The organism is Euryhalocaulis caribicus, assembly GCF_000412185.1.
In the GTDB taxonomy this organism is placed as follows: domain Bacteria; phylum Pseudomonadota; class Alphaproteobacteria; order Caulobacterales; family Maricaulaceae; genus Euryhalocaulis; species Euryhalocaulis caribicus.
In genome coordinates this window covers 1-20,461 of record NZ_ASJA01000004.1, presented here as the reverse complement: position 1 = coordinate 20,461, position 20,461 = coordinate 1, and the positions used below count along the sequence as shown (strand labels likewise).

Genomic DNA, 20,461 nt, shown 5'->3' with positions numbered 1-20,461 from the left:
TAGAGGGGCGGGCGTGAGCCGGCCCTGAAACCCCGGTTCATCCTGCATACATCAGCCGGGAAGCGTCTGGCTCAGGCGGGCCGCGGAGCGTCGCCGTCATGGCGGCGGCTTTCCATGGCGGAAACCATCGCGCCCAGCATCTGGCGCGGGTCCAGCGGCTTGCTGGCATAGGCATCCATGCCGTTCTGCAGGCATTTGTCCCGGTCGCCGGTCATCGCGTCCGCGGTCAGAGCGACGATGGGAATTTGCGACCAGGCCTCTTGCGATTCGCGAATGGCGGAGGCCGTCTTGAAACCGTCCATGACCGGCATGTGGACATCCAGAAGCACAAGATCGAACGGACCGTCCGCCAGCAGGTCCAGCGCGTCCTGTCCGTTCTCCGCCTCCATGATCTCGCAATCGAAATCGGCCAGGAATATCGAGGCGACCTGACGGTTCACGGCGTTGTCGTCCACCACCAGAACGCGCTTCTCGCGCACGCGCGATCTGTATTGCGACAGCTCCGCCTCGTCATTGGCGGCCTCATGCAGGGCTGCGCCGTGACGGGCGAGGAAATCGATGCAGAAACTGGAGCCCTGACCGGCTGCGCTTTCAACGCTCGCATCGCCGCCCATCAGGTTCGCCAGCCGCCGGACAATGGAGAGCCCCAGTCCGGACCCCTGAAAACGCCGGGATATGGAGCTGTCGACCTGGGTGAAGGGCGTGAAAAGCCGCTCGGCCATTTCCGGGCTGATGCCGATGCCCGTGTCAGTGACCGCGACAAATACCCGCAAATCGCCGTCTTCCCCCGCTTCGGCGGGCTGGGATCTGGCGCTGACCGTGATCGAGCCGCTCTCGGTGAATTTCACCGCGTTCGACAAAAGATTGGAAACACACTGCCCCACGCGCAGTGGATCGAAGACGATTTGCTGGGGCAAGGTTTCGTCGACCTCCAGCGAAAGCGTCACCCCGTTTTCGCGCGCCGCGCCTTCGAAAAGGGAAACCGCCTGGGCGAGCGTGGCTTCGAGGTCGGCCTCGACCGGTGAAATTTCCATCCGTCCGGCCTCGATCCGCGACAGGTCCAGCACGTCATTGAGGACAGCGGTAAGGAGATTGCCGGACGCTATGATGGTGCTGATCTGTTTTTGTTGCGCCGGGTCTTCCGCGCCGCGCTCCAGCAGGCGCGCCATGCCGAGAATGCCGTTCAAGGGCGTGCGGACTTCATGGCTCATCGTGGCGAGGAAGGCGGATTTTGCGTCGCTCGCCTGTTCGGCGGCGCGCTTCTGGTCTTCCAGAGAGTGGGTGGTTTCGCGCAAGTCCTGGCGCGTCCGGTAATAAACCTGAGAGGCCCGCCATGCGAAGCCGGTCATCAGGATCAGCATGCTCATCAGCATGACCTGTTCGACGCCGGAAAAGGGCGGATCCACAAGCGGCGCGCCGATGAGGACAAGAGTCGTCGGCCCGCCCCCGGCCAGCAGCGTGACATGCGAGCCGTGCATGAAGCCCTGCACATAGATCAGGGTGCCCGCCCACAGGCAGACCGCCGCCATCTGGTAGGCGGGCGTATCGGTAAACCACAGCATGAGGCTGAGGGTCAGCCAGGCGGAAACCGCCGCCACCGCCGCGGCCAGAAAAAACATGCGCGTTCTGAACGTGGCGGGGGAGGCCTTCAGCAGCGTGTCGGAGGCCCATTTGGAATAGATTTCGATGGGTATGATCAGGGCAAGCCAGATGGCCATGGATTGCCAGCCCAATGAAAGGCCAACCAGCGGCGCCAGGATCGCCACCAGCAATAGCCGGCTTATCCAAAGGGAATTGGACCCCGTGGCCGCATCGGCAATCGCCGGATCATTGAAAAACCGCGCCAGCATCATCGTATCCAACCGGGCCTGAATAGCGCGGATCTATAAGGGAGACGTGTTTTAAAGCGGTTAAATATACAGGTTGTATATTCGCAAAACTCGCCTTGCGGGACTGGAGCGTTCTTCAGCCTGCGCCCGCGTTACTGGCGGTCGGGGGCGCGGTATCTTCCTATGACCGGGGCGGTAAGCGAGCCGATCCAGACATATTCGCCTTCAGGCACCGCGTTGGCGATCATGCCGAAGCGGCCGTCCGGATCATGATAGGAATCCAGGTAGTCTCCCTCTTCGTTCATCACCAGCACGAATCCGCTGGACGGTCCCGCGCGCAGCCACAGGCCGCGCGGCAGCTTGGTGATCATCTTCGTGAGAAACGGGTTTTCGTGCAGGAAGGCGAGGACGGGCGAGCGCTGGGTGTCCATGGCGACATAGAGCTTGCCTTGCCGGTCGCTCATCACGCCGTCGGGAATACCAGGCAGGTTTTCGGCGATTATCTCCGCCGCGCCGGCGTTCGGGCCGTCCAGCCAGTATCGCTGGATGCGGTAGCGGAATGTTTCCGCCACGAAGACGGAGCGTCCGTCCGCCGCCATGGCGACGCCATTGGCGAAATAGAGATTATCCAGCAACAGCGCCGTCTCGCCGGTGTCCGGATGATAGGCGTAAAGCGCGCCCCAGGGCCGGTTCTCCACCATGTCCATCACGTAGTCGGGGCCGCTTTCCGATCCCGCGCCCCATTTCGATGTGGCGTCGGTGAAATAGATTGTCCCGTCGTCCGCCACATCCAGATCGTCGCCGAAGCCGAAGGGTTCGCCGTCATAGGCGTTGGTCAGAAGTTCGCTCTCGCCGGTTCCCACATTCACGCGGTAAAGCCCGTCAGGCGCCATGGCGGCCAGATCGCCCTCCGGCGTCCATTGCAGGCCCAGAACCGGATAGTTGGAGACATCGGCGACGGTTTCCACCGTGTCGGAACCCGGACGCAGGCGCACCAGCCGTCCGTCAGGTTGCCCGGCATAGACCGCGCCGTCGGGACCGATAGCGATATCCTCTGAACTCATCACCGCGCCCGCGCCGATCTGTTCGGCCTGGGCAAGACGGCCGCGCGGCTCCAGCACGCCGGTCATTTCCGGCGGTTCCGGCTCGTCCCAATAAGCGGGATCGGCCTTTGCGGGCCACAGATACCAGACCGCGCAAATGACGATCAGGATCGCGAAAAGCCAGAGCAGGGCGCGTCCCATGGGTTCCTCCCCGAACCGTTAGGGCAGGCGTGCCGGAAGCGCCGCGTCAGCGCTTCTGCAGGCCCGCGATGAAGTCGAACATCTTGCCGTAAGGCGGCGCGATCAGGCGCGAAGGATGCCAGACCGGCGCTTCGAACACGGACCGCTCATGCGTGAATTCCAGAAAGCCGCGCTCGCCGTGATAGGCGCCATAGCCGCTCTTTCCGACGCCGCCAAAGGGCATGTCCTCGACTGACAGGTGCAGCATGGTGGCGTTCACGGAGGCCCCGCCGGACATCGTCTGTTCCAGCACGCGGCGGGACTGGCTCTTTTCTTTCGAGAAGACATAAAGGGCCAGCGGCCGGTCGCGGCCATTCACGAAATCGATGGCTCCGGACAGCAGCTCATAGCCAAGGACCGGCAGGACCGGGCCGAAGATTTCCTCCTGCATCAGCGGGCTGTCTTCGGGCAGGTTCAGGATGACCGTCGGGGGAATCTTGCGCGCCGCCCTTGCGGCCTCGGCGTCATGTTCGGGCTGAAGAATGCGGGCGCCGGCGGCCCGCGCTTCCTCAATCATGCCGCTGAGGCGGTCATAATGCTTTTGGGAGACGATGGCCGTGTAGTCGTCATCGCTGGAAAGGTCCGGATAGAAGTCCGAAACCGTCGCGATCAGCGCCTCGCCGATTTCCTCGACCCGGCGATTGGGGACCAGCACATAGTCCGGCGCCACGCAGGTCTGGCCGGCATTGAAGAATTTGCCCCAGGCCAGCGGCTTCATGAGGTCCTTCGTCTCATAGGACTCGGTGACGATGGCCGGCGATTTTCCGCCCAGCTCCAGCGTCACCGGCGTCAGGTTTTCCGCCGCCGCTTTGGCGACGATGCGGCCGACATGGGTGGAGCCGGTATAGAAGAGGTGGTCGAAGGGAAGGGCGGTGAAGGCCTCCCCCACGGACGGCCCGCCGGTGACCACCGCCACCTGATCTTCGGAAAATCGCTCGCCCAGCAGGCGCTGCATCAGCTCCGCCGTCGCGGGCGTGTATTCGCTGGGCTTGATCATGGCGCGGCACCCGGCGGCCAGCGCGGCGATCAGCGGCGCGATGGCCAGCTGGTAGGGATAATTCCAGGGTGAAACGATGCCCGCCACGCCCTTCGGCTCGCGCCGGACATAGGCCTTGCCGGGGGCCAGTGTCATCGGGACGGAGGCCTTTTGCGGCTTCGCCCATTTATCCAGATTCTTCAGCGCGTGTTTGGCGGACGCCAGCACGAAGCCGATCTCGCCCAGCTGCGTCTCCGCTTTCGAGCGGACGCCGTAATCGCTGGCTATGGCGTCAGCGATTTCGCCGGCATGGGCGGCGGTCAGGGTCTGGACGGCCTCAAGGTCCGCCTTGCGCTCGTTCAGCGGGCGGTGGCGGTCACGCGCAAAAGCGTCCTGCTGGCTGGCCAGAAGGGATTTCATCCGTTCGATCTGACGGGCGTCGATATCGCTCATGGTGTTCCTGACCTTCTCATCTGGTCGCTTCAGGCGTCGGCGGCGATCATATCAGCCGCGCGGCCCGCGACCATAATCGTCGGGGCGTTTGTGTTGCCGCCGACAAGGCGGGGCATGACCGAGGCGTCCACCACGCGCAGCCCCTCGACCCCCCGGACACGGCAGCGCGGATCGGTCACCGCCATCTCGCCATCGCCCATCGCGCAGGTGCTGGTCGGGTGATAGAGCGTCTCCGCCCGGGCGCGGATATCGTCGCGAAGATCGTCCCGCGTGACCTTCAAATCGCCGGGCAGGAGTTCCGCCACGCGCTCCTCCGCGAAGGCCGGGGCGTTCAGGACGCGGCGGACAATTTCCAGCCCGTCGGTGAGCGCCTCCAGATCCTCTTCCGCCGAGAGATAATTCGGGTCGATCAGCGGGTACATGCGCGGATCGTCGGAGGCGAGGCGGATTTCGCCGCGGCTCTGAGGGTAGAGGTGACAGACATGCAGCGTCGCCCCGTGGCCGTAGATCGTCTCCCGCCCGTGCGGGGCGGAGAGCGAGGGGATAAAGACCAGCTGCAGGTCCGGCAGACCGTCGGACTGGGACGATTTCACGAAAGCGCCGCCCTGGATCGGGTTGACCGTGAAATCGCCGTCGCCCCGTATCATCCAGCGCAGCACGTCGCCGATCAGCTTGGGCGCGGCGCGCCAGCTGCGCCCGATAGAGCGCGCGCTGCGCATCTTGATCTGGCCCGTCACGTCCAGATGGTCCTGAAGGTTTTTGCCCACGCCCGGCAAGTCGATTTCCGGGGTCACGCCGGCGCCGCGAATTTCCTGTCCCGGCCCGATGCCCGACAGCAGCAGGAGCTGCGGCGAATTGATCGCGCCGCCGGACAGGATCACCTCCTTGCGGGCGGTGATCTCGGCCGGCGCGCCCTCGATCTCCGCGACCACGCCGGTGGCGCGCTTGCCGTCCAGCCGGACGCGATGGGTGAGGGCGTCCGTGATGACGGTCAGATTCTCCCGTTCCAGCGCCGGGCGCAGGAAGGCGTCGGCGGCGCTCCAGCGGCGCGGGCCTTTTTGGGTGACCTGATAGATGCCGAAGCCGTCCTGACGCGCGCCGTTGAAGTCGGCGTTCAGCGGATATTGAAGCTCCGCCGCCGCCTGAATGAACAATTCGCTGATCGGGTTGATCGGCTGGATATCCTGCACGCGCAGCGGGCCGCCCGTGGCGTGATGGTCGCTCTCTCCCCGCTCCTGGTCCTGCTGGGCCAGGAATTTCGGGAAACAGTCCTCCCAGGACCAGCCTTCAGCGCCATAGGTCGCCGCCCATTCGTCGTAATTCTCCCGCGCGCCGCGGATATAGTGCATGGCGTTGATGGAGCTGGACCCGCCCAGCGTCTTGCCGCGCGGCCAGTAGAGCGTGCGCCCGTTCAGATGCTGCTGCGGGACCGTTTCGTAGTCCCAGTTGATGGCCGGGGTGGTCATGGCGTTCTGCAGCAGCATGGGCGTGCGGATGATCGCCTTGTCGTCCGATCCGCCCGCCTCCAGCAGGCAGACCGTGACGTCGCGATTTTCCGACAAACGCCCGGCCAGCGTGCAGCCCGCCGATCCGGCCCCGACGATCACATAGTCGAATTCCAGCGCCTGTTTCGCGGCCATTACGGGGCCTCCGCCTCGGCGCTTTCCGTTTCGGGTTCGGGCGATACAGCCGCGGATATGGCGCGCATGACGGTGATGGCTTCGCCAAGGCGCGATCCGAATTCCGGGTCGGCCGAGTTGCGGGCGATCACCACGCCGCGCTTCCGGTCCACCCAGATATATTGACCGAACACGCCGGCCATCTGGAATTCGCCGTCCGCGTCCTGCGGAACCCAGAAATGCAGGCCATAGCCGACAATGTCATAGGTCGCGCCCGGCTCCTGAAACGGGGCCTGCGGGGTGGTCGCCATGGTCACCCACCCCTCTGGCAGCAGGCGTTGGCCGTCCCATACCCCGTCCTGAAGATAGAATTGTCCGAAGCGGGCATAGTCCTCCAGCCTCGCATTGAGGCAGCAATAGCCGATGGCGATGCCGTCCCCGCCCTGCACGTTCTGGGACCAGTAGGCGTCGCCGCTCATATCCAGCGGTTTCCAGATCTGCTCTTCCATGATGGCGGCCAGCGGCTTGTCATAGACGGCGCGCACGACCGCCGAGAGGACGTGCGTGTTCGGGCTGACATAGTGAAGGTCCTCGCCCGCCGGGCGGTCGCGTTCGATGGCGGCGGCCATCTCGTCGACATTCTTGCCCATGATGAAGGCGTCGAAGAAGAACGGGTCGATATCCGAATCGGGCGCGCCGTAATCCTCGTTGAAATCCATGCCGGCGGACATCATCAGAAGGTGACGCAGCGATGTCTCGCCATAATCGGAGCCTTCAAACTGTACGGCGTATTTTTCCGCCGGATCGTCCAGGCTGTCGATCAGGCCGTCGCGCATCGCCATCGCGACCAGCGTCGCCACGAAGCTTTTCCCGACAGACCATGAGGTGAAGCGGTCGTCCGGGCCTGCCTCCATGCGGTATTCTTCATGCACGACCGCGCCGTCTTTCAGCACGATCAAGCCCAGCGTTCTGGCCTCTTCCAGAAACTGGTCGAGACTCTTTTCCTCGCCCTGCCAGTCATAGGTCAGATCCAGCGATTGTTCGTTGCGGGGCAGGGGCGCGGCGTCCGTATTGGCCGCGATTTCCCGGTGCGGGAAAATCTCGTCCATGGCGCGGAAGGTCTGGGGGTAATTTTCCGGCGCGTTCAGCCGCGCAATCTTGGCCGGCGCATAATCCGACCAGGGCCGGAAATACCAGCCAAGCGCGGCCACAACGACGATTACAACCACGGCCGCCGCCGCCCAGACGATGCGTTTCATATTTCCTCCCCCGGCAAAAAACGCTGCGCGTCTTTTACAATCTTAACAAAGTTGTAGCTGACAGCCGCCAATTTTGGTGATCTTATTACGCCACGTTTGAGCGGGCCGTCAGCGTTCGCAGAACCGTGCACCTAGGGGGGATACATGTCCAGAATTTCGAAACTCGCCACGCTTGGCTCCACGGCCATCGTCACCAGCCTGATCGTCACGGGGGCGGCGCACGCCCAGATCGACGAGATCACGGTCACCGCGCAAAAGCGCGAACAGACGCTACAGGAAACTCCGGTTTCCGTGGCCGTCGTGACTGACGAGCAGATTGAGCAATCCCAGATTCGCGACGCCGCCGACCTGATGACGCTTGTGCCGTCCTTGCGGGTCGCCGAGTTCGCCTCGTCCACCAATACCGAATTTGCGCTGCGCGGGATCGGAACATCCAGTTTCAACCCGGGCCTTGAGCCTTCGGTCGGCGTGTTCGTCGATGGCGTTTATCGTCCGCGCACGGGCTCTGCGATCAACGACCTGATCTCGGTGGAGCGCGTGGAAGTGATCCGCGGTCCGCAATCCACGCTGTTCGGGCGCAACACCCCGGCGGGCGTTGTCAGCATCATCACCAAGCAGCCGGAATATGATTTCGGGGCGGAAGGCGAGCTGACGGCCGGCAATTACGGCCAGTTCATCGCCAAGGGCTCAATCACCGGGCCGATCGTGGAAGGCCTGATGGCCGGCCGCTTCGACGCCAGCTACCACACCAATGACGGCTATCTGGAAGACGTCACCGACGGCAGCCAGATCAATAACCGCGACCGTCAGACCTATCGCGGCCAGCTGCTGATCGAGCCGGGCGAGAATACCTCGATCCGCATCATCGGCGATTATGGCGTGATTGACGAGAATTGCTGCGCGGCGCCGTTTGCCTTCTATGACCCGATCGACCAGGCCGCGCTTGTCGGTCTCGGCGGCACGGCCCTGCCGGCCGATCCGTTCGACGGCGATATCGCGATTGACGGCGATGTCCGCACGGAGCTGAAAACCTCCGGCATCTCCGGCGAGCTGAACCACGACTTCGACACGTTCACCTTCACCTCGATCACCGCCTATCGTCATTATGACGAAGACCAGCTGTTCGATGCGGACTTCTCCGACCTCGACCTGGTCAGCACGCGGGCGATCACCAACGAATACGATTCCTTCACCCAGGAATTCCGCTTCGCCTCCACGGGCAGTAATTTCATCGACTGGATGGCGGGCGCGTTCTACTACAAGAACGAGCTGGAATACACGAACGCCACGCCTTACGGGGCCGATGCGCGGGCCTTCTTCGATTTTGCCTCCGCGCCGCAGGTTGCTCCGATCGTCGCGGGTCTGGGCCTGCCGCCCGGCCTTGGCGGCGTGTCGCTGCTGGAGTTCTTCCTGAACAACAACAATGCCGCGGGCGTGGGCAATTTCGTGCCGCTGCCCTCCGGCAACGCCTCGCTGCCGACGGTTCCGGCCGAAGGCTTCATTTCCACCCAGCATGGCCTGATCAGCGAAGCGTATAATTACGACACTGAAGCGGTCTCCATCTTCGGCAAGCTGGACTTCAACCTCACCGACAAGCTGACCATGACGGTGGGCGCGCGTTACGCCGAAGAAGACAAGGACATGGAAACCAACATCAACAATCCGGACCCGATTTCGGCGTTCAGTTTTGTTGATGTCGGCCAGGATTTGCGCCTTGTGTCGCCGACCACCTGCGACCCGACGCTGTTCCCGATCATCGGCGGCGACGCCTGCGCCTATCTGATCCCGGCGCTGCTGGCCGGGGCGGGGCTGCCGTTCGACCCGACGCAGCCGCTGACCGACGAACAGGCGCGCAACCCGGCGATCAACCAGCTGCTGGGCTTCACCGCGTTCCAGAACTGGCCGCCGGTCAACGCCGCGGCCTTCCCGGACAGCCGGTCGGACTCCAACTTCTCCTACAATGTCATCGCGTCCTATGACGTGACGCCGACCTTCAATGTCTACGCCAGCTACGCCACCGGCTTTAAGCCGGGCGGGTTCAACGTCTCTGTGGACGCGGCCAAGACCGGCGTGTTCGAGTTCCAGGACGAACAGGCGCAGTCCGCCGAAATCGGCGCCAAGGGCGCTCTGGGCAATAACCGCTTCATCTACGCGGTGGCGCTGTTCGCGCAGGAAATCGAGGACTTCCAGTCCAATAATTTCGTGGGCAACGGCTTCGCTCTGGACAATGCCGGCTCCATCGAAGTCGCGGGCCTTGAGTTCGAGAGCCAGTGGGCGCCCACGGACCGCCTGTTCTTCACGGGCGGCTTCACCTGGCTGTTCCACAATGAATATGGCGATTATCAGTTCGCGCCGTGCCCGGACAGTTTCGATCCGTCCGATCCGATGTTCGAGCTTTGCCTGCCGGGCAATGAGCGCACGAACGAAGGCGGCGTAACGGCGTCGTTCAACGACTTGACGGGCGTTGACCGCGGCAATTCGGACTTCGTCGGCTCGCTGACCGGCACCTATACCCAGCCGATCGGCAATACGATGGAAGGCTTCGTGCGCGGCGAGGTGACCTACACCTCCGAATTCGCTCACACGACCAGCCTGGACCCGCGTCCCTTCGCCAATCAGGACGACTTCGCCCTGTTCAACGCCAGCGTCGGCCTTGGCGGCGCGGATGGCGGCTGGCAGGTCCAGCTCTGGGGGCGCAACATCTTTGACGAGGAATACACCAAAGGCGGTTTCCCGTCGGTCGGTTACCTCGGCACCAGCTACAACGTCTATCCGGGCGACCCGGCGACGTATGGCGTGACGCTGCGCCTGCGCAAATAGCGTCCGCGCCGTTGACGTAAGAAAGAGGGCGGGGGCGCGTGTCGCCTCCGCCTTCTGCGTTTACGGACCAGGGACCATGTTTCCATGACGACGCTCCTGATCATCGCGGCGTCCTTCGCCGCCATTCTCGCCCTCTTCGGCATCAATATCTGGCTCACCGGCCTCAAGCCGGGCCTGATGGATTCGGTCGAGGCCGCGGCCGTGCGCCTGGAAAACGACCTGGCGGGGTTCGAAGCGGGCGAGGGCGTGGTCTCCACGGACGGTCTGGCCGCGCTGGTCGCGGACAAGGCGTCCAACCGGGTCGGGCTGGCCGTCGTGCGGGGCGTGGACGTGGTTACGCGGCTGCTCGCTCCGGCCGATATTCGCGTGGTTGACGTTGACGGCAGCGGCAATTTGTCGCTGCGGCTTTCCGATTTCACCTTGGGCCGTGTTTCGCTTATGCTGGAAAGCGAAGAAGAAGCGCGCGAATGGGCGCGCCGTATTGGGGAGACAGGGCGCTAGCGCCTGATGGACGATGCCGGAACTGCCGGATCCCGTTACTTTTGCGATACCCGCCTTTGTCGGGTTGATCCTCGCGGAAATGCTGTTTGTCCGCTTCACGGGCCGCGGCCGCTATGAGCCGCGCGACACGCTGACCAGCCTGATGATGGGGCTGGGCAACACCATTTCCGGCGTCCTGTTCGGCTTCCTGGCTTTCGGCTGGTCGATGTTCGTCTACCAGTTCGCCCTGTTCGATATCGGTTTTGCCTGGTGGGCGTTCGCCATCGCCTTCATCGGCGACGACTTCCTTTATTACTGGTGGCATCGCGCCTCGCACCGGGTTCGCTGGTTCTGGGCCGCGCACGTCATCCATCATTCCAGCCAGCATTATAATCTCAGCACCGCCCTGCGGCAGACCTGGACCGGGCAGCTGACCTTTTCCTTCATCATATTCGGCACGCCGCTGGCCCTGCTGGGCTTCCACCCGGTGATCATCGCCTTCGTCAGCGGGCTGAACCTGATCTATCAGTTCTGGATCCATACAGAGGCGGTGAAGCGTTTCCCGCCCTGGTTCGAGGCGGTGATGAACACCCCCTCCCATCACCGGGTCCATCACGCCACCAATCCGCGCTACCTGGATTCCAACTATGCCGGCGTCTTCATTGTCTGGGACCGCATGTTCGGCACGTTCGAGCCGGAGCGCGACGACGAGCCCTGCCGCTACGGCATTGTCAGAAATCTCGGCACCTTCAATCCGCTGAAGGTCGCCTTCCATGAATGGTACGGGATCGGGAAGGACGTCGCGTCCGCCCGCTCCGTCGGTCACGCTTTCGGATATGCGTTCCGCCCGCCCGGCTGGTCGCCGGACGGCAGCCGGGACACGTCCGAAACGATCAAGGCCCGCTGGAAAGAGAGCCTCGCCCGCAAGGGCGACATAAAGGCTCCGCGGGACGAGGATGCGCGCAACGACGCGCAAGCCCCACCCATGGGAGGAGAAACCAATGTCCCTGCGTGATTTGTATCCGATGCCGGACATCGACCCGGCCTGGACCGTGCCCCAGGAATTCGACGCCGTGTTCGACTGGGAATTCGACGAGGGGCGCATGTCGCTCATGCACCTCTACCAGAAGGGCAAGGACATGCAGTGGGACGCGGTCGAACGCATCGACTGGTCGCAGGACATAGATTTCGAGAATCCCATGCAGATGCCGGACGAGGCCAACGGCCTTTACGGCTCACCCATCTGGGAGAAGATGGACGAGAAGGAGCGCATCGAGGTGCGCCGCCACATGCAGGCCTGGAATATCTCCCAGTTCCTGCAGGGCGAGCAGGCCGCGCTGCTCTGCGCCTCCAAGATCGTGCAGCAGGTGCCGGACCTCGATTCCAAGTTCTACGCCTCCACCCAGGTGATGGACGAGGCGCGGCATGTGGAGGCCTACAAGAAGCTGCTGGAGAAATTCGGCGTCGCCTATCCGATGACCGGGCCGCTGCAGGAGCTGGTGGATCAGGCGCTGCGCGATTCCCGCTGGGACATGACCTATCTGGCCATGCAGGTGGTGATCGAGGGGCTGGCGCTGGCCGCTTTCGGCACGATCCGCGACATCGCCCAGAATCCGCTGGCGCGGCAGGTGAACGCCTTCGTGATGGAGGACGAGGCGCGCCACGTCGCCTTCGGCCGTCTGACGCTGCGCGATTATTACCCGGAGCTGAGCGACGCCGAGCGCGCCGAACGCGAGGAATTTCTGGTCGAGGCCTGCTATCTGATGCGCGACCGGATGACCGACGCCTCGGAAATGTACGAGGCGCTCGATCTGAACCAGAAGGAGTGCAAGGAATGGACGGAAAAGTCTGAAATCGTTCAGCTTTACCGCCAGCTCCTGTTTCAGCGCATTGTGCCGATCGTCAAGGATATCGGCCTGTGGGGCGCGCCTGTGCGCAACGCCTATGAGGATATGGGCGTGCTGCATTTCCAGGATCTGGACCCCGAAGAACTCCAGAAAGACGACGAGGCGAAAGCCAAGGATTTCGACGCCCGCAGCGCCTATGTGAATGCGGTGGCGGGCACCGGGGCGGCGGCGGAATAGATGATGAAAAAGACGATGATTCTTGCCGGCCTGGCCGGCGCTCTGGGCCTTTCCGCCTGCGGCGACGGCGGCGATCAGTCCGCCGGACCGGCGCAGGAAGCGGATGCTTCCTACCAGGATACGTTGCGCACCGCCCTGCTGGACGCGCAGCCCGGCGACGTGATCGAGATCCCGGCGGGCAAATTCTCCTTCGACCGCTCGCTCAGCCTGACCACGGACGGGGTGACGATCCGGGGGCAGGGGATGGACGAAACCATCCTCAGCTTCGCCGATCAGATCGCCGGGGCGGAAGGTTTGCTGGTCACGGCCAGCGATTTCACCATCGAAAACCTCGCCATCGAGGACACGATCGGCGACGCATTGAAGGTGAATGAGGGCAAGAATGTCGTCATTCGCGGCCTGCGCACGGAATGGACGAACGGGCCGGACACCGAAAACGGCGCCTATGGCATCTATCCGGTGCAGATCGAGAACGTTTTGATCGAGGATAGCGTCGCCATCGCCGCCTCCGACGCCGGCATTTATGTCGGCCAGTCGCGCAATGTGATCGTCCGGAACAACCGCGCCGAATACAATGTCGCGGGGATCGAGATCGAAAACACCATCGGCGCGGACGTTTACGGCAATGTGGCGACCGAAAACACGGGCGGAATCCTGGTCTTCAACATGCCGCACCTGCCCCAGCCCGGGCACACGACGCGCGTCTATGAGAACCGGATTTTCGAGAACAACACCCGCAATTTCGGCGCGGAAGGCACGGCGGTGGCCAGCGTTCCGGCCGGGACGGGCGTGATTATCAATTCCAACGACGCCGTGGAGATCTTCGATAACGAGATTTCCAACAACAAGACGGCGAACGTGATCGTCTCCTCCTACTATACCAGCGGCTATACCGAGCAATTCGACACCGCCGACGCGTTCGATCCGTATCCGGAGCGCATCTATGTGCACGGAAACGACTTCGCCGGGGGCGGCGGATCGCCGGACAATATGGATCTTCAGGCGCTGCGCGTGCTGAAATTCGGGCCGACTGGCCGCCTGCCGGACGTATTGTGGGACGGTTATGCCCGCGAGGGCGGCGCTGATCCGGTGCTCTGCGTCGATAATGGCGACGCCGAGGTGATGAATCTGGACGCCCCGAACGATTTTTCCGACCCGCGCATCGTCGATGGCGGCGCGGATTGCCCGATTGAACCCCTGCCGGCGGTCTCGCTGGCCGCCCCGGCGCCTTGATCCGGGCGCTATCGGCGGGCGTTTGCGCGCTGGTTCTGGCCGCCTGTGGCGGCGAAAGCCCGCCGCAAACGGTCACATTGCATGACGACAACCCGGTAAATTTGAGCGATTGGGGGCTGGTGACGGCCGCCAATGGCGCGCTGGAACTGGGCGAGGGCGTCACGCCTTACGACCTGAACACGCCGCTTTTCACCGATTACGCGCACAAATTACGCACGGTCTGGATGCCCGAAGGCGCGTCCGCGCAATACCGGGAAGGCGATGTTCTGGACTTCCCCGTGGGCACGGTGATCACCAAGACCTTCTATTATCCGCGCGGAACCGCCCCGGGCAGGGTCGCAAAAGCCCCCGAAACGGCCTCGGAACGGGCCGGAAACGGGCTGAAACTGGACCAGGTTCGCCTGATTGAGACCCGGCTTCTGATCCGGGACGAGGGCGGCTGGAGGGCGCTTCCATATGTCTGGAACGCCGAACAGAGCGAGGCGACGCTGCAAAGAGGGGGCGCGGTGAAGCGCCTGACGCTGGAAGATGAGGGCCAGCCGCGGGATTTCGCCTATATCGTGCCCGATGCGAACCAGTGCAAAGGCTGTCACGCGACCAACAACACGACCCGCGAAATCCGGCCCATCGGCCCCAAGCCGCGCAATCTGAACAAGACCTATGCCTACGCCGAAGGCGCGCAGAACCAGATCGCGAAACTGGTGGAAGCCGGCTATCTGGTCGGCGCGCCGGCGGCTGAAACCGCCCCGGCCCTCGCGGTCTGGGACGATGAATCCGCCCCCGTCACGGCCCGTGCGCGCGCCTATCTGGACGTGAACTGCGCCCATTGCCACAACCCGGCCGGACCGGCCGATACGTCAGGCCTGCACCTTAATGTGGAGGCGGAGGAGGACGCGCATCTGGGCGTCTGCAAGCCGCCCATCGCGGCGGGCCGCGGGTCCGGCGGGCACACCTATGGCGTGACGCCGGGCGCGCCGGATGAATCCATCCTGCTGTTCCGCATGCGCTCCGACGCCCCCGACATCATGATGCCGGAACTGGGCCGGAGCCTGGTTCACGAGGAAGGCGCGGCGCTGGTGGAGGCGTGGATTGCCGGGATGGACGGGGCCTGCCGGTCCTAGTGCCGGGTCAGCCCTGAGCCATTGCCGTTGCGCTTGGCGCCGGGGGCGAAGAGGGGCTCGCCCTTGCGGCGCTTTCTTGTCTCCTCATCGCCCTCCGGGCCGTCGTCGCGGTCCGAGCGGTAGGGGGAGCCCTGGCGCTTGGCAGGGGCGTGGGCATAGCGGGCGCGGCTGCGGGAGCGTTCGTCGAAGCCGGCGATCAGGGCCAGCATGATCCACACCCACGGGCCGAAATCGACCGCGATGGCGATGACCCAGGGCAGGATCGCCTGTTCCCAGCTATTGAACAGCACCAGAAGCGGCGAGGTGTAGGTGAATTCCGGCGGCTCCGGCGGAGTGTCCGCCAGGGCGCGGTTCATCTCGTTCTTCACGGTGCCGCGGGCATTGCCGAGATAGGACGAGATCTGGCCGCGCGCGTCGCGCTGGGCATCGGCGACGGTGGAAGACGCGCTCATCGCGCCGCCGAAAATGATGCCGTCGAGGAGGTCCAGCTGGCCTGACGCGGCGCGGATATGGGAGCGCGAAGAGGCGCTTTCCCAGGCGCCGCCAATCTCCCGCTCCAGCCCGCGCACGCGGTCCTGCCAGTCGCGCACGGGCAGGGCCTCGCCTTGAGCATTCTGGAAGAAATCGCCCTCAAGAACCCGGGCGCGGGCGCCGTCGAGGCGGTTGGCCAGGACATCGACGGTCTCCAGACGCGCCTGTTGTTCGCGCATCACCAGACCGGCGGTCTGTTGCAGGTCGCCGGAGGCGTTGTTGAGCTGGTTCACCACAGAGCCGGCGCCGGCATAGCCGGAAATCGCGCCCGTGGCGGCCTCCTGCCCGGCGAGGGTTTCCATGCGGGTGGAGAGCGACTCCAGGCTGAGCGCGACGGAGTCGGCGTCCTGAATATAGCCTTCGAGACTGCGCGTGGAGCGCGTGTAATCGTCCATCCAGCCCAGCACCGAACGTTCCAGAATACGCGGACCGGCCAGGCCCAGCGCGCTGGTGGTGGTGGAAACGGCGAAGATGGGAACGGCGGCCAGAAGCGGAATCAGGAAGGCCGCGGCGAAGCGGTTGCGCCGTGCGCCGCCTTCTTCATGGTCCTGACGGATGACGAGATCGAACGTCCAGGTCCATGTCAGATAGACGAACAGGAAGGCGTAGAGGAAGACCACGACCGGGAACAGGCGATAGCGGATAAACCCTTGAGCGGGATCAAGAAATTCGATGGTCACGCCATAAGTCGTGGTGTAGCCGGAGATCATCGCGGCCACGAGCGTGAACAGGAGATAGACCCGGTAGGGGCCGCTATAATCCGGGCTGAAGGCGCGGCTGAGCGCCCGGCCGACCAGGAAAACGAACACCAGCGCGCCCAGCAGGATCAGCGCGATCACGCCATAGGCGGCCATCGCGTCGGCCGAGGCGAGGTCGCCCTGTAGCTGTTCGGGAAGCGGGCGGCTGGTCATGGTCCAGTAGGCGGCCAGCGCCGCGGCGCCGGTCAGCACCACGATCAGCGAAATGATGAAGCCGCGCATGGCGCTGGGCCTGTGGTCTTCGGGATAGACCGCTTCTTCGCGGTGTTCAGCCATGATGTCCTGTGCCTCGCTTTAAATTATTAACGCGCCGGCGCGCGCCTGATCGCCCCGCGGAGCGGTCTCCATCGGGCGCGATCCTTGCCATTCCCGGCTGAATTCAAGCTGAACACAGCCCCCGTTTTCGCCTCACAGGCGAATATCATGGTTAATTATGCAAGGGAATTGCGTAGCTGTTTCGGCAAAAACAAGGCTGGAATGGGGCGATCTGGCCGTTCGGCGTTAATCGCGCGCGTTTGTCTTGCGCGTTTCTTCCAGTTTTCTGGCGGCGCGGGCTTCGCGCAGGACAAGCACTGCGGCGCCGAGCAGTCCCGCGGCCGAAATCAGCCAGCCCGCCCAGACGAAACCCCCGTTTGGTCCGAAATCCAGAAAGCTCATGATGCGCCGCCTTCCCGCGTTTCCAGCCGCGCGCGCGAGGGGCGGGACTGTTTGGCCGCATTCTCCGCTCTACGGCGGGCCAGCGCGGCGCGCATCCGCGTCAGCTGCGCCCAGCCGAAGAAGAAGGTGTAGCCCAGCGCCATGACGAGGAGCGGCCACAACATGGCGGGGTCAATGCGCGGGCCGTCCATGCGGATCACGGTCGCGGGCTGGTGCAGCCCGGCCCACCAGTCGACCGAAAACTTGATGATCGGGATGTTCACCACGCCCAGCAGCGCCACGGCCCCGGCGATGCGGGCGGCGCGCTGGGTCGGCTCGACCAGGCTCCAGATCGCCATCAGGCCCAGATACATGAAGAACAGGATCAGGACCGAGGTCAGGCGCGCGTCCCACACCCACCACGCGCCCCACATCGGCTTGCCCCAGACCGCGCCGGTGATCAGCGCCAGCGCGGTGAACAGCGCGCCCAGCGGGGCGGCGGCGCGGGCGGCGATATCGGCCAGCATATGCCGCCAGACAAAGCCGGCCAGCGCCGCGCCGGCGATGAAGACATAGACGAACATCGCCATCCAGGCGGCGGGAACATGGACATAGATCAGGCGGAATCCGTAACCCATTTCCGAATCCGGCGGCGTCAGGAACAGGCCCCAGACCGTGGCGCCGGCCAGACAGAGCGCGGCGGCCGCCCCGAAGACCGCGCCCAGGGGGCGGGCGAGGCGTTCAAACCGGGCGGGATTGGAGAAATAGGAGAGCATCGGCGTTTTCTATCCCTAGTCGGCCTGCGCGCGCAGCGCCAAGGCGCAGGCGGCGGGGCATATGGCCGCGGCGAACAGGCTGGCGGCCAGCAGCGCCCGCGCTTCCGGGCCGAACATAGCGCCGGACTGGGCCATGCCTACGCCGAATATGAGCACGGGCGCGATCAACGGCCCGGCGATCAGCGGGCCGAGAATGCCGCCCGCGCCCTTCGCCCCGGCGCCCGAGGCGGCCCCGGCGGCGGCGTAACCCAGCGCGGCGGGGCTGCCCAGCAGCAGGGAAAGCGCGATCAGGCCGCCGGAATCATGCGCGAATGCAATGGCGGCGGCCGGGGCGAGGACGACCAGCGGCGCGGCGGTCAGCAGCCAGCGCGCGATCAGGCGCGCGGCGATGATGGCCGACAGGGAGACGGGCTGGGTCATCAGCCAGTCCTGTTCGCCATCCTCGATCGGTTCGGAGAACAGGGTCTGAACCGAAAGCAGAATGGAGAAGACCGCCGCCAGCCAGACAATGGCGGGGGCCGCGGCGCGCAGACGCGCCGGATCTGGCCCCAGCACCAGCGCGGAAAGCATGAGGAACAACAGGAAGAAGGCGAGGCCGAACGCCCAGACGGCCGGACGGCGCGCCCCGATCCGCAATTCCCGCAGGAAGATGGCGAGCGCGGCGTTCATTCCGGGCGCTCCAGGATCAGCGTCAGGTGGGCGGGAGGGCCGGCATTGGCCGCGTGGCGGGCGATGACCGCGCCGCCGCCGCGCGCCAGATGTTCGCCCAGCGCGGCGCCGAAACGGTCCGCGCCATCTTCATCCAGACCCGCAAACGGTTCGTCCAGCAGCCAGATCGGGGCGTCCGACATCAGGGCGCGGGCCAGCGCCGTGCGCCGCCGCCAGCCGCGCGACAGGAGCCGGACCGGCGTATCGGCGTAGGGTTCGAGCCCCAGTGCGGCGAGGGCGGAGTCTCCGCCCGTCATGGCGGGGAAGGCGGCCCAGAAGCGCAAGGTCTCCGCCACCGTAAGCTCCGGGCGCAGGGCGTCGCGGTCGGCGACCCAGGCGACATGGCCGGGCTCGCGCGGGGAAACGGCGCGGCCGCCAATCTCGAGGGAGAGGCGGCCGTCCTCGGGGCGGATCAGGCCGGCGAAGATTCGCAGGAGGCTGGTTTTCCCAGAGCCGTTGGGGCCTTTCAGGTCCAGCCGCCGGCCATTGGACAGCGACGCGGAAGCGCCTTCCACCACGCGGCGGCCCCCGCGCCGCGCGCAGAGATCGTCAAAGGACAATGTGAAGGCAGGGAAGGCGGTCAAGGAACTGCTCTTGCGGCGCCCGCGACGCATGGCGAGGAAACGATCCGCGCGCTATAGCAGAGAAAACCGCGCCTTAGCGAGAATACTGTACGCACCATGACGCCGCCGCACAGAAACCGACGCCTGATCACGCTCGCCGTCGCCGCCATACTGGTGGGCGGGGCGGCCGCACTGGCGCTGTCCTCGCTCCAGGAGAACATCTCCTATTTCATGACGCCCAGCGATCTGGCCGCCGAGGGGCAGGCCGGGGAACGCGTGCGTCTGGGCGGATTCGTGGAGGAAGGCAGCGTGCGCTATGGCGACGGGGCCGATGTCACATTCCGGGTGACGGACGGCGATGAGACCGTGGACGTGATCTATTCCGGCGCGCTTCCGGACCTGTTCCGTGAGGGGCAGGGCGTGATCGCCGATGGCCGGATTGAGTCGGCGCGCAAACTGCGCGCGGAACGCGTGTTGGCCAAGCATGATGAAAATTACGAGCCGATCGAGCTAAAGGCTGTTAAATCCGCAACACGCTGATGAAATTTGGACACAGCGCCTGAATTTCCTTTGACATTGCCGCCTCCAAAAGGAACGATATACGCGGATTATTGCATTGAGCGCATGATCCGCGTGCGGCGCATTATTTGTGTGCCTTTTATGGGAACCTTTTGGTGCACGCCGCGTTTATGGCAGCCGCAGCGGGTCATCCGATCCGCATGACGGAGGGGAATTAAATATGAAATCTCGGCTTCTTTCAGCCGTTGCTCTCACGGCGATCGTCCTTCCGGGCGCCGCTCTGGCGGGCGACGAATGGTACGGCCGTGCCGCAGTTGGCTTCGGCACGACCGGAGACATCGACTACACCGACGAAAACGGTAGAGATCTGGAGATCCAGAGCCAGGGCCACGTCGCCCCGCTTCTGGCGCTCGGTTACGCTCTTCCGGATTCCGGCTGGCGTGTCGAACTGTCTCTTGAGCACCAGTGGAACGACACCGGCGCCGTCGGCAACCTGCCGAACACGGATAGCAACATTCACTCCTATCCGGTGATGGCGAACGTCTTCTACGACTTCAACGAAGCGGGCCGCTTCCAGCCGTTCATCGGCGGCGGCGCGGGCATCATGCTGAACAATGTTCGCGGCGTGTCCCCCGACTTCGAAAATATCGATGACGCGGATTCCTCCATGGCCCTGCAGGGCATGGCCGGTATCGGCTGGGCGCTTTCCGAGCGTCTGATCGGTGAAGTCTACTACCGTTACCTCTGGTCCGACGACATCGAGGTCAACACGTTTGGCGGAACCACCGACGTTGCCCTGGAAGACTTCCAGAG

At 64.4% G+C, this 20,461-nt stretch carries 18 protein-coding genes; 8 read left to right on the top strand and 10 right to left on the bottom strand.

Annotated elements, in window-relative coordinates; genetic code table 11:
* Positions 1 to 71 precede the first annotated feature (71 nt).
* The 5 genes from L338_RS04410 to L338_RS04390 all read right to left on the bottom strand — a co-directional run bounded on the left by L338_RS04410 (position 72) and on the right by L338_RS04390 (position 7,419).
* Positions 72 to 1,850, bottom strand: coding sequence for an ATP-binding protein (locus L338_RS04410; protein WP_161624596.1), 1,779 nt, complete (start codon positions 1,848 to 1,850; stop codon positions 72 to 74).
* A gap of 131 nt (positions 1,851 to 1,981) precedes the next feature.
* Entirely contained in the window at positions 1,982 to 3,073 is a 1,092-nt protein-coding gene (locus L338_RS04405) for an SMP-30/gluconolactonase/LRE family protein (RefSeq protein WP_022697155.1), read from the bottom strand.
* 46 nt (positions 3,074 to 3,119) lie between these two features.
* Positions 3,120 to 4,541, bottom strand: coding sequence for a coniferyl aldehyde dehydrogenase (locus L338_RS04400; RefSeq protein WP_022697154.1), 1,422 nt, complete (start codon positions 4,539 to 4,541; stop codon positions 3,120 to 3,122).
* A 29-nt stretch (positions 4,542 to 4,570) separates the two neighbouring features.
* Positions 4,571 to 6,181 carry a GMC family oxidoreductase gene (locus tag L338_RS04395; protein ID WP_022697153.1) on the bottom strand — a complete coding sequence of 537 codons (1,611 nt, stop codon included), beginning with the start codon at positions 6,179 to 6,181 and terminating at the stop codon, positions 4,571 to 4,573.
* The gene (locus L338_RS04390) at positions 6,181 to 7,419 is read right to left on the bottom strand and encodes a serine hydrolase domain-containing protein (protein WP_022697152.1); all 1,239 of its coding nucleotides are present in this window, start codon (positions 7,417 to 7,419) and stop codon (positions 6,181 to 6,183) included. Before L338_RS04390 ends, L338_RS04395 begins: the two co-directional genes overlap by 1 nt.
* Positions 7,420 to 7,563: 144 nt before the next feature.
* Between L338_RS04390 and L338_RS04385 the strand changes: the two genes are divergently transcribed.
* The 6 genes from L338_RS04385 (at position 7,564) to L338_RS04360 (ending at position 15,157) form a co-directional block, all read left to right on the top strand.
* Positions 7,564 to 10,239, top strand: coding sequence for a TonB-dependent receptor (locus L338_RS04385; RefSeq protein ID WP_022697151.1), 2,676 nt, complete (start codon positions 7,564 to 7,566; stop codon positions 10,237 to 10,239).
* 84 nt (positions 10,240 to 10,323) lie between these two features.
* A complete protein-coding gene (locus L338_RS04380) occupies positions 10,324 to 10,740 on the top strand; it encodes a hypothetical protein (protein WP_022697150.1) in 417 nt (138 codons plus the stop codon).
* A 13-nt stretch (positions 10,741 to 10,753) separates the two neighbouring features.
* Entirely contained in the window at positions 10,754 to 11,734 is a 981-nt protein-coding gene (locus L338_RS04375; RefSeq protein ID WP_022697149.1) for a sterol desaturase family protein, read from the top strand.
* Positions 11,721 to 12,803: a ferritin-like domain-containing protein gene (locus tag L338_RS04370; protein ID WP_022697148.1), complete on the top strand. Its 1,083-nt coding sequence runs from the start codon at positions 11,721 to 11,723 to the stop codon at positions 12,801 to 12,803. The genes L338_RS04375 and L338_RS04370 overlap by 14 nt, the downstream gene beginning before the upstream one ends.
* 3 nt (positions 12,804 to 12,806) lie before the next feature.
* On the top strand, positions 12,807 to 14,036 hold the full coding sequence (locus tag L338_RS04365) for a parallel beta-helix domain-containing protein (protein WP_051122706.1): 1,230 nt from the start codon (positions 12,807 to 12,809) through the stop codon (positions 14,034 to 14,036).
* Positions 14,033 to 15,157, top strand: coding sequence for an SO2930 family diheme c-type cytochrome (locus L338_RS04360; protein WP_027068270.1), 1,125 nt, complete (start codon positions 14,033 to 14,035; stop codon positions 15,155 to 15,157). The genes L338_RS04365 and L338_RS04360 overlap by 4 nt, the downstream gene beginning before the upstream one ends.
* Here L338_RS04360 and L338_RS04355 read toward each other — a convergent pair.
* The 5 genes from L338_RS04355 to ccmA form a co-directional block, all read right to left on the bottom strand.
* Positions 15,154 to 16,722 carry a hypothetical protein gene (locus tag L338_RS04355; protein WP_022697147.1) on the bottom strand — a complete coding sequence of 523 codons (1,569 nt, stop codon included), beginning with the start codon at positions 16,720 to 16,722 and terminating at the stop codon, positions 15,154 to 15,156. The genes L338_RS04360 and L338_RS04355 overlap by 4 nt on opposite strands.
* Positions 16,723 to 16,947: 225 nt before the next feature.
* The gene (locus L338_RS17535; protein ID WP_022697146.1) at positions 16,948 to 17,103 is read right to left on the bottom strand and encodes a hypothetical protein; all 156 of its coding nucleotides are present in this window, start codon (positions 17,101 to 17,103) and stop codon (positions 16,948 to 16,950) included.
* Positions 17,100 to 17,858 carry a heme ABC transporter permease CcmC gene (gene ccmC, locus L338_RS04350; RefSeq protein ID WP_022697145.1) on the bottom strand — a complete coding sequence of 253 codons (759 nt, stop codon included), beginning with the start codon at positions 17,856 to 17,858 and terminating at the stop codon, positions 17,100 to 17,102. Before ccmC ends, L338_RS17535 begins: the two co-directional genes overlap by 4 nt.
* A 15-nt stretch (positions 17,859 to 17,873) precedes the next feature.
* Positions 17,874 to 18,527, bottom strand: coding sequence for a heme exporter protein CcmB (locus L338_RS04345; protein WP_022697144.1), 654 nt, complete (start codon positions 18,525 to 18,527; stop codon positions 17,874 to 17,876).
* Complete coding sequence (gene ccmA / locus L338_RS04340; protein WP_033310557.1) at positions 18,524 to 19,150, bottom strand: heme ABC exporter ATP-binding protein CcmA; 627 nt, start codon at positions 19,148 to 19,150, stop codon at positions 18,524 to 18,526. The genes L338_RS04345 and ccmA overlap by 4 nt, the downstream gene beginning before the upstream one ends.
* Positions 19,151 to 19,246: 96 nt before the next feature.
* On the opposite strand from ccmA, the gene ccmE reads away from it, so the two are divergent.
* Entirely contained in the window at positions 19,247 to 19,669 is a 423-nt protein-coding gene (gene ccmE / locus L338_RS04335; protein WP_022697142.1) for a cytochrome c maturation protein CcmE, read from the top strand.
* Positions 19,670 to 19,868: 199 nt separating this feature from the next.
* Positions 19,869 to 20,461, top strand: a 593-nt coding sequence (locus L338_RS04330) for an outer membrane protein (protein WP_022697141.1), incomplete at its 3' end; no start/stop codon positions are given.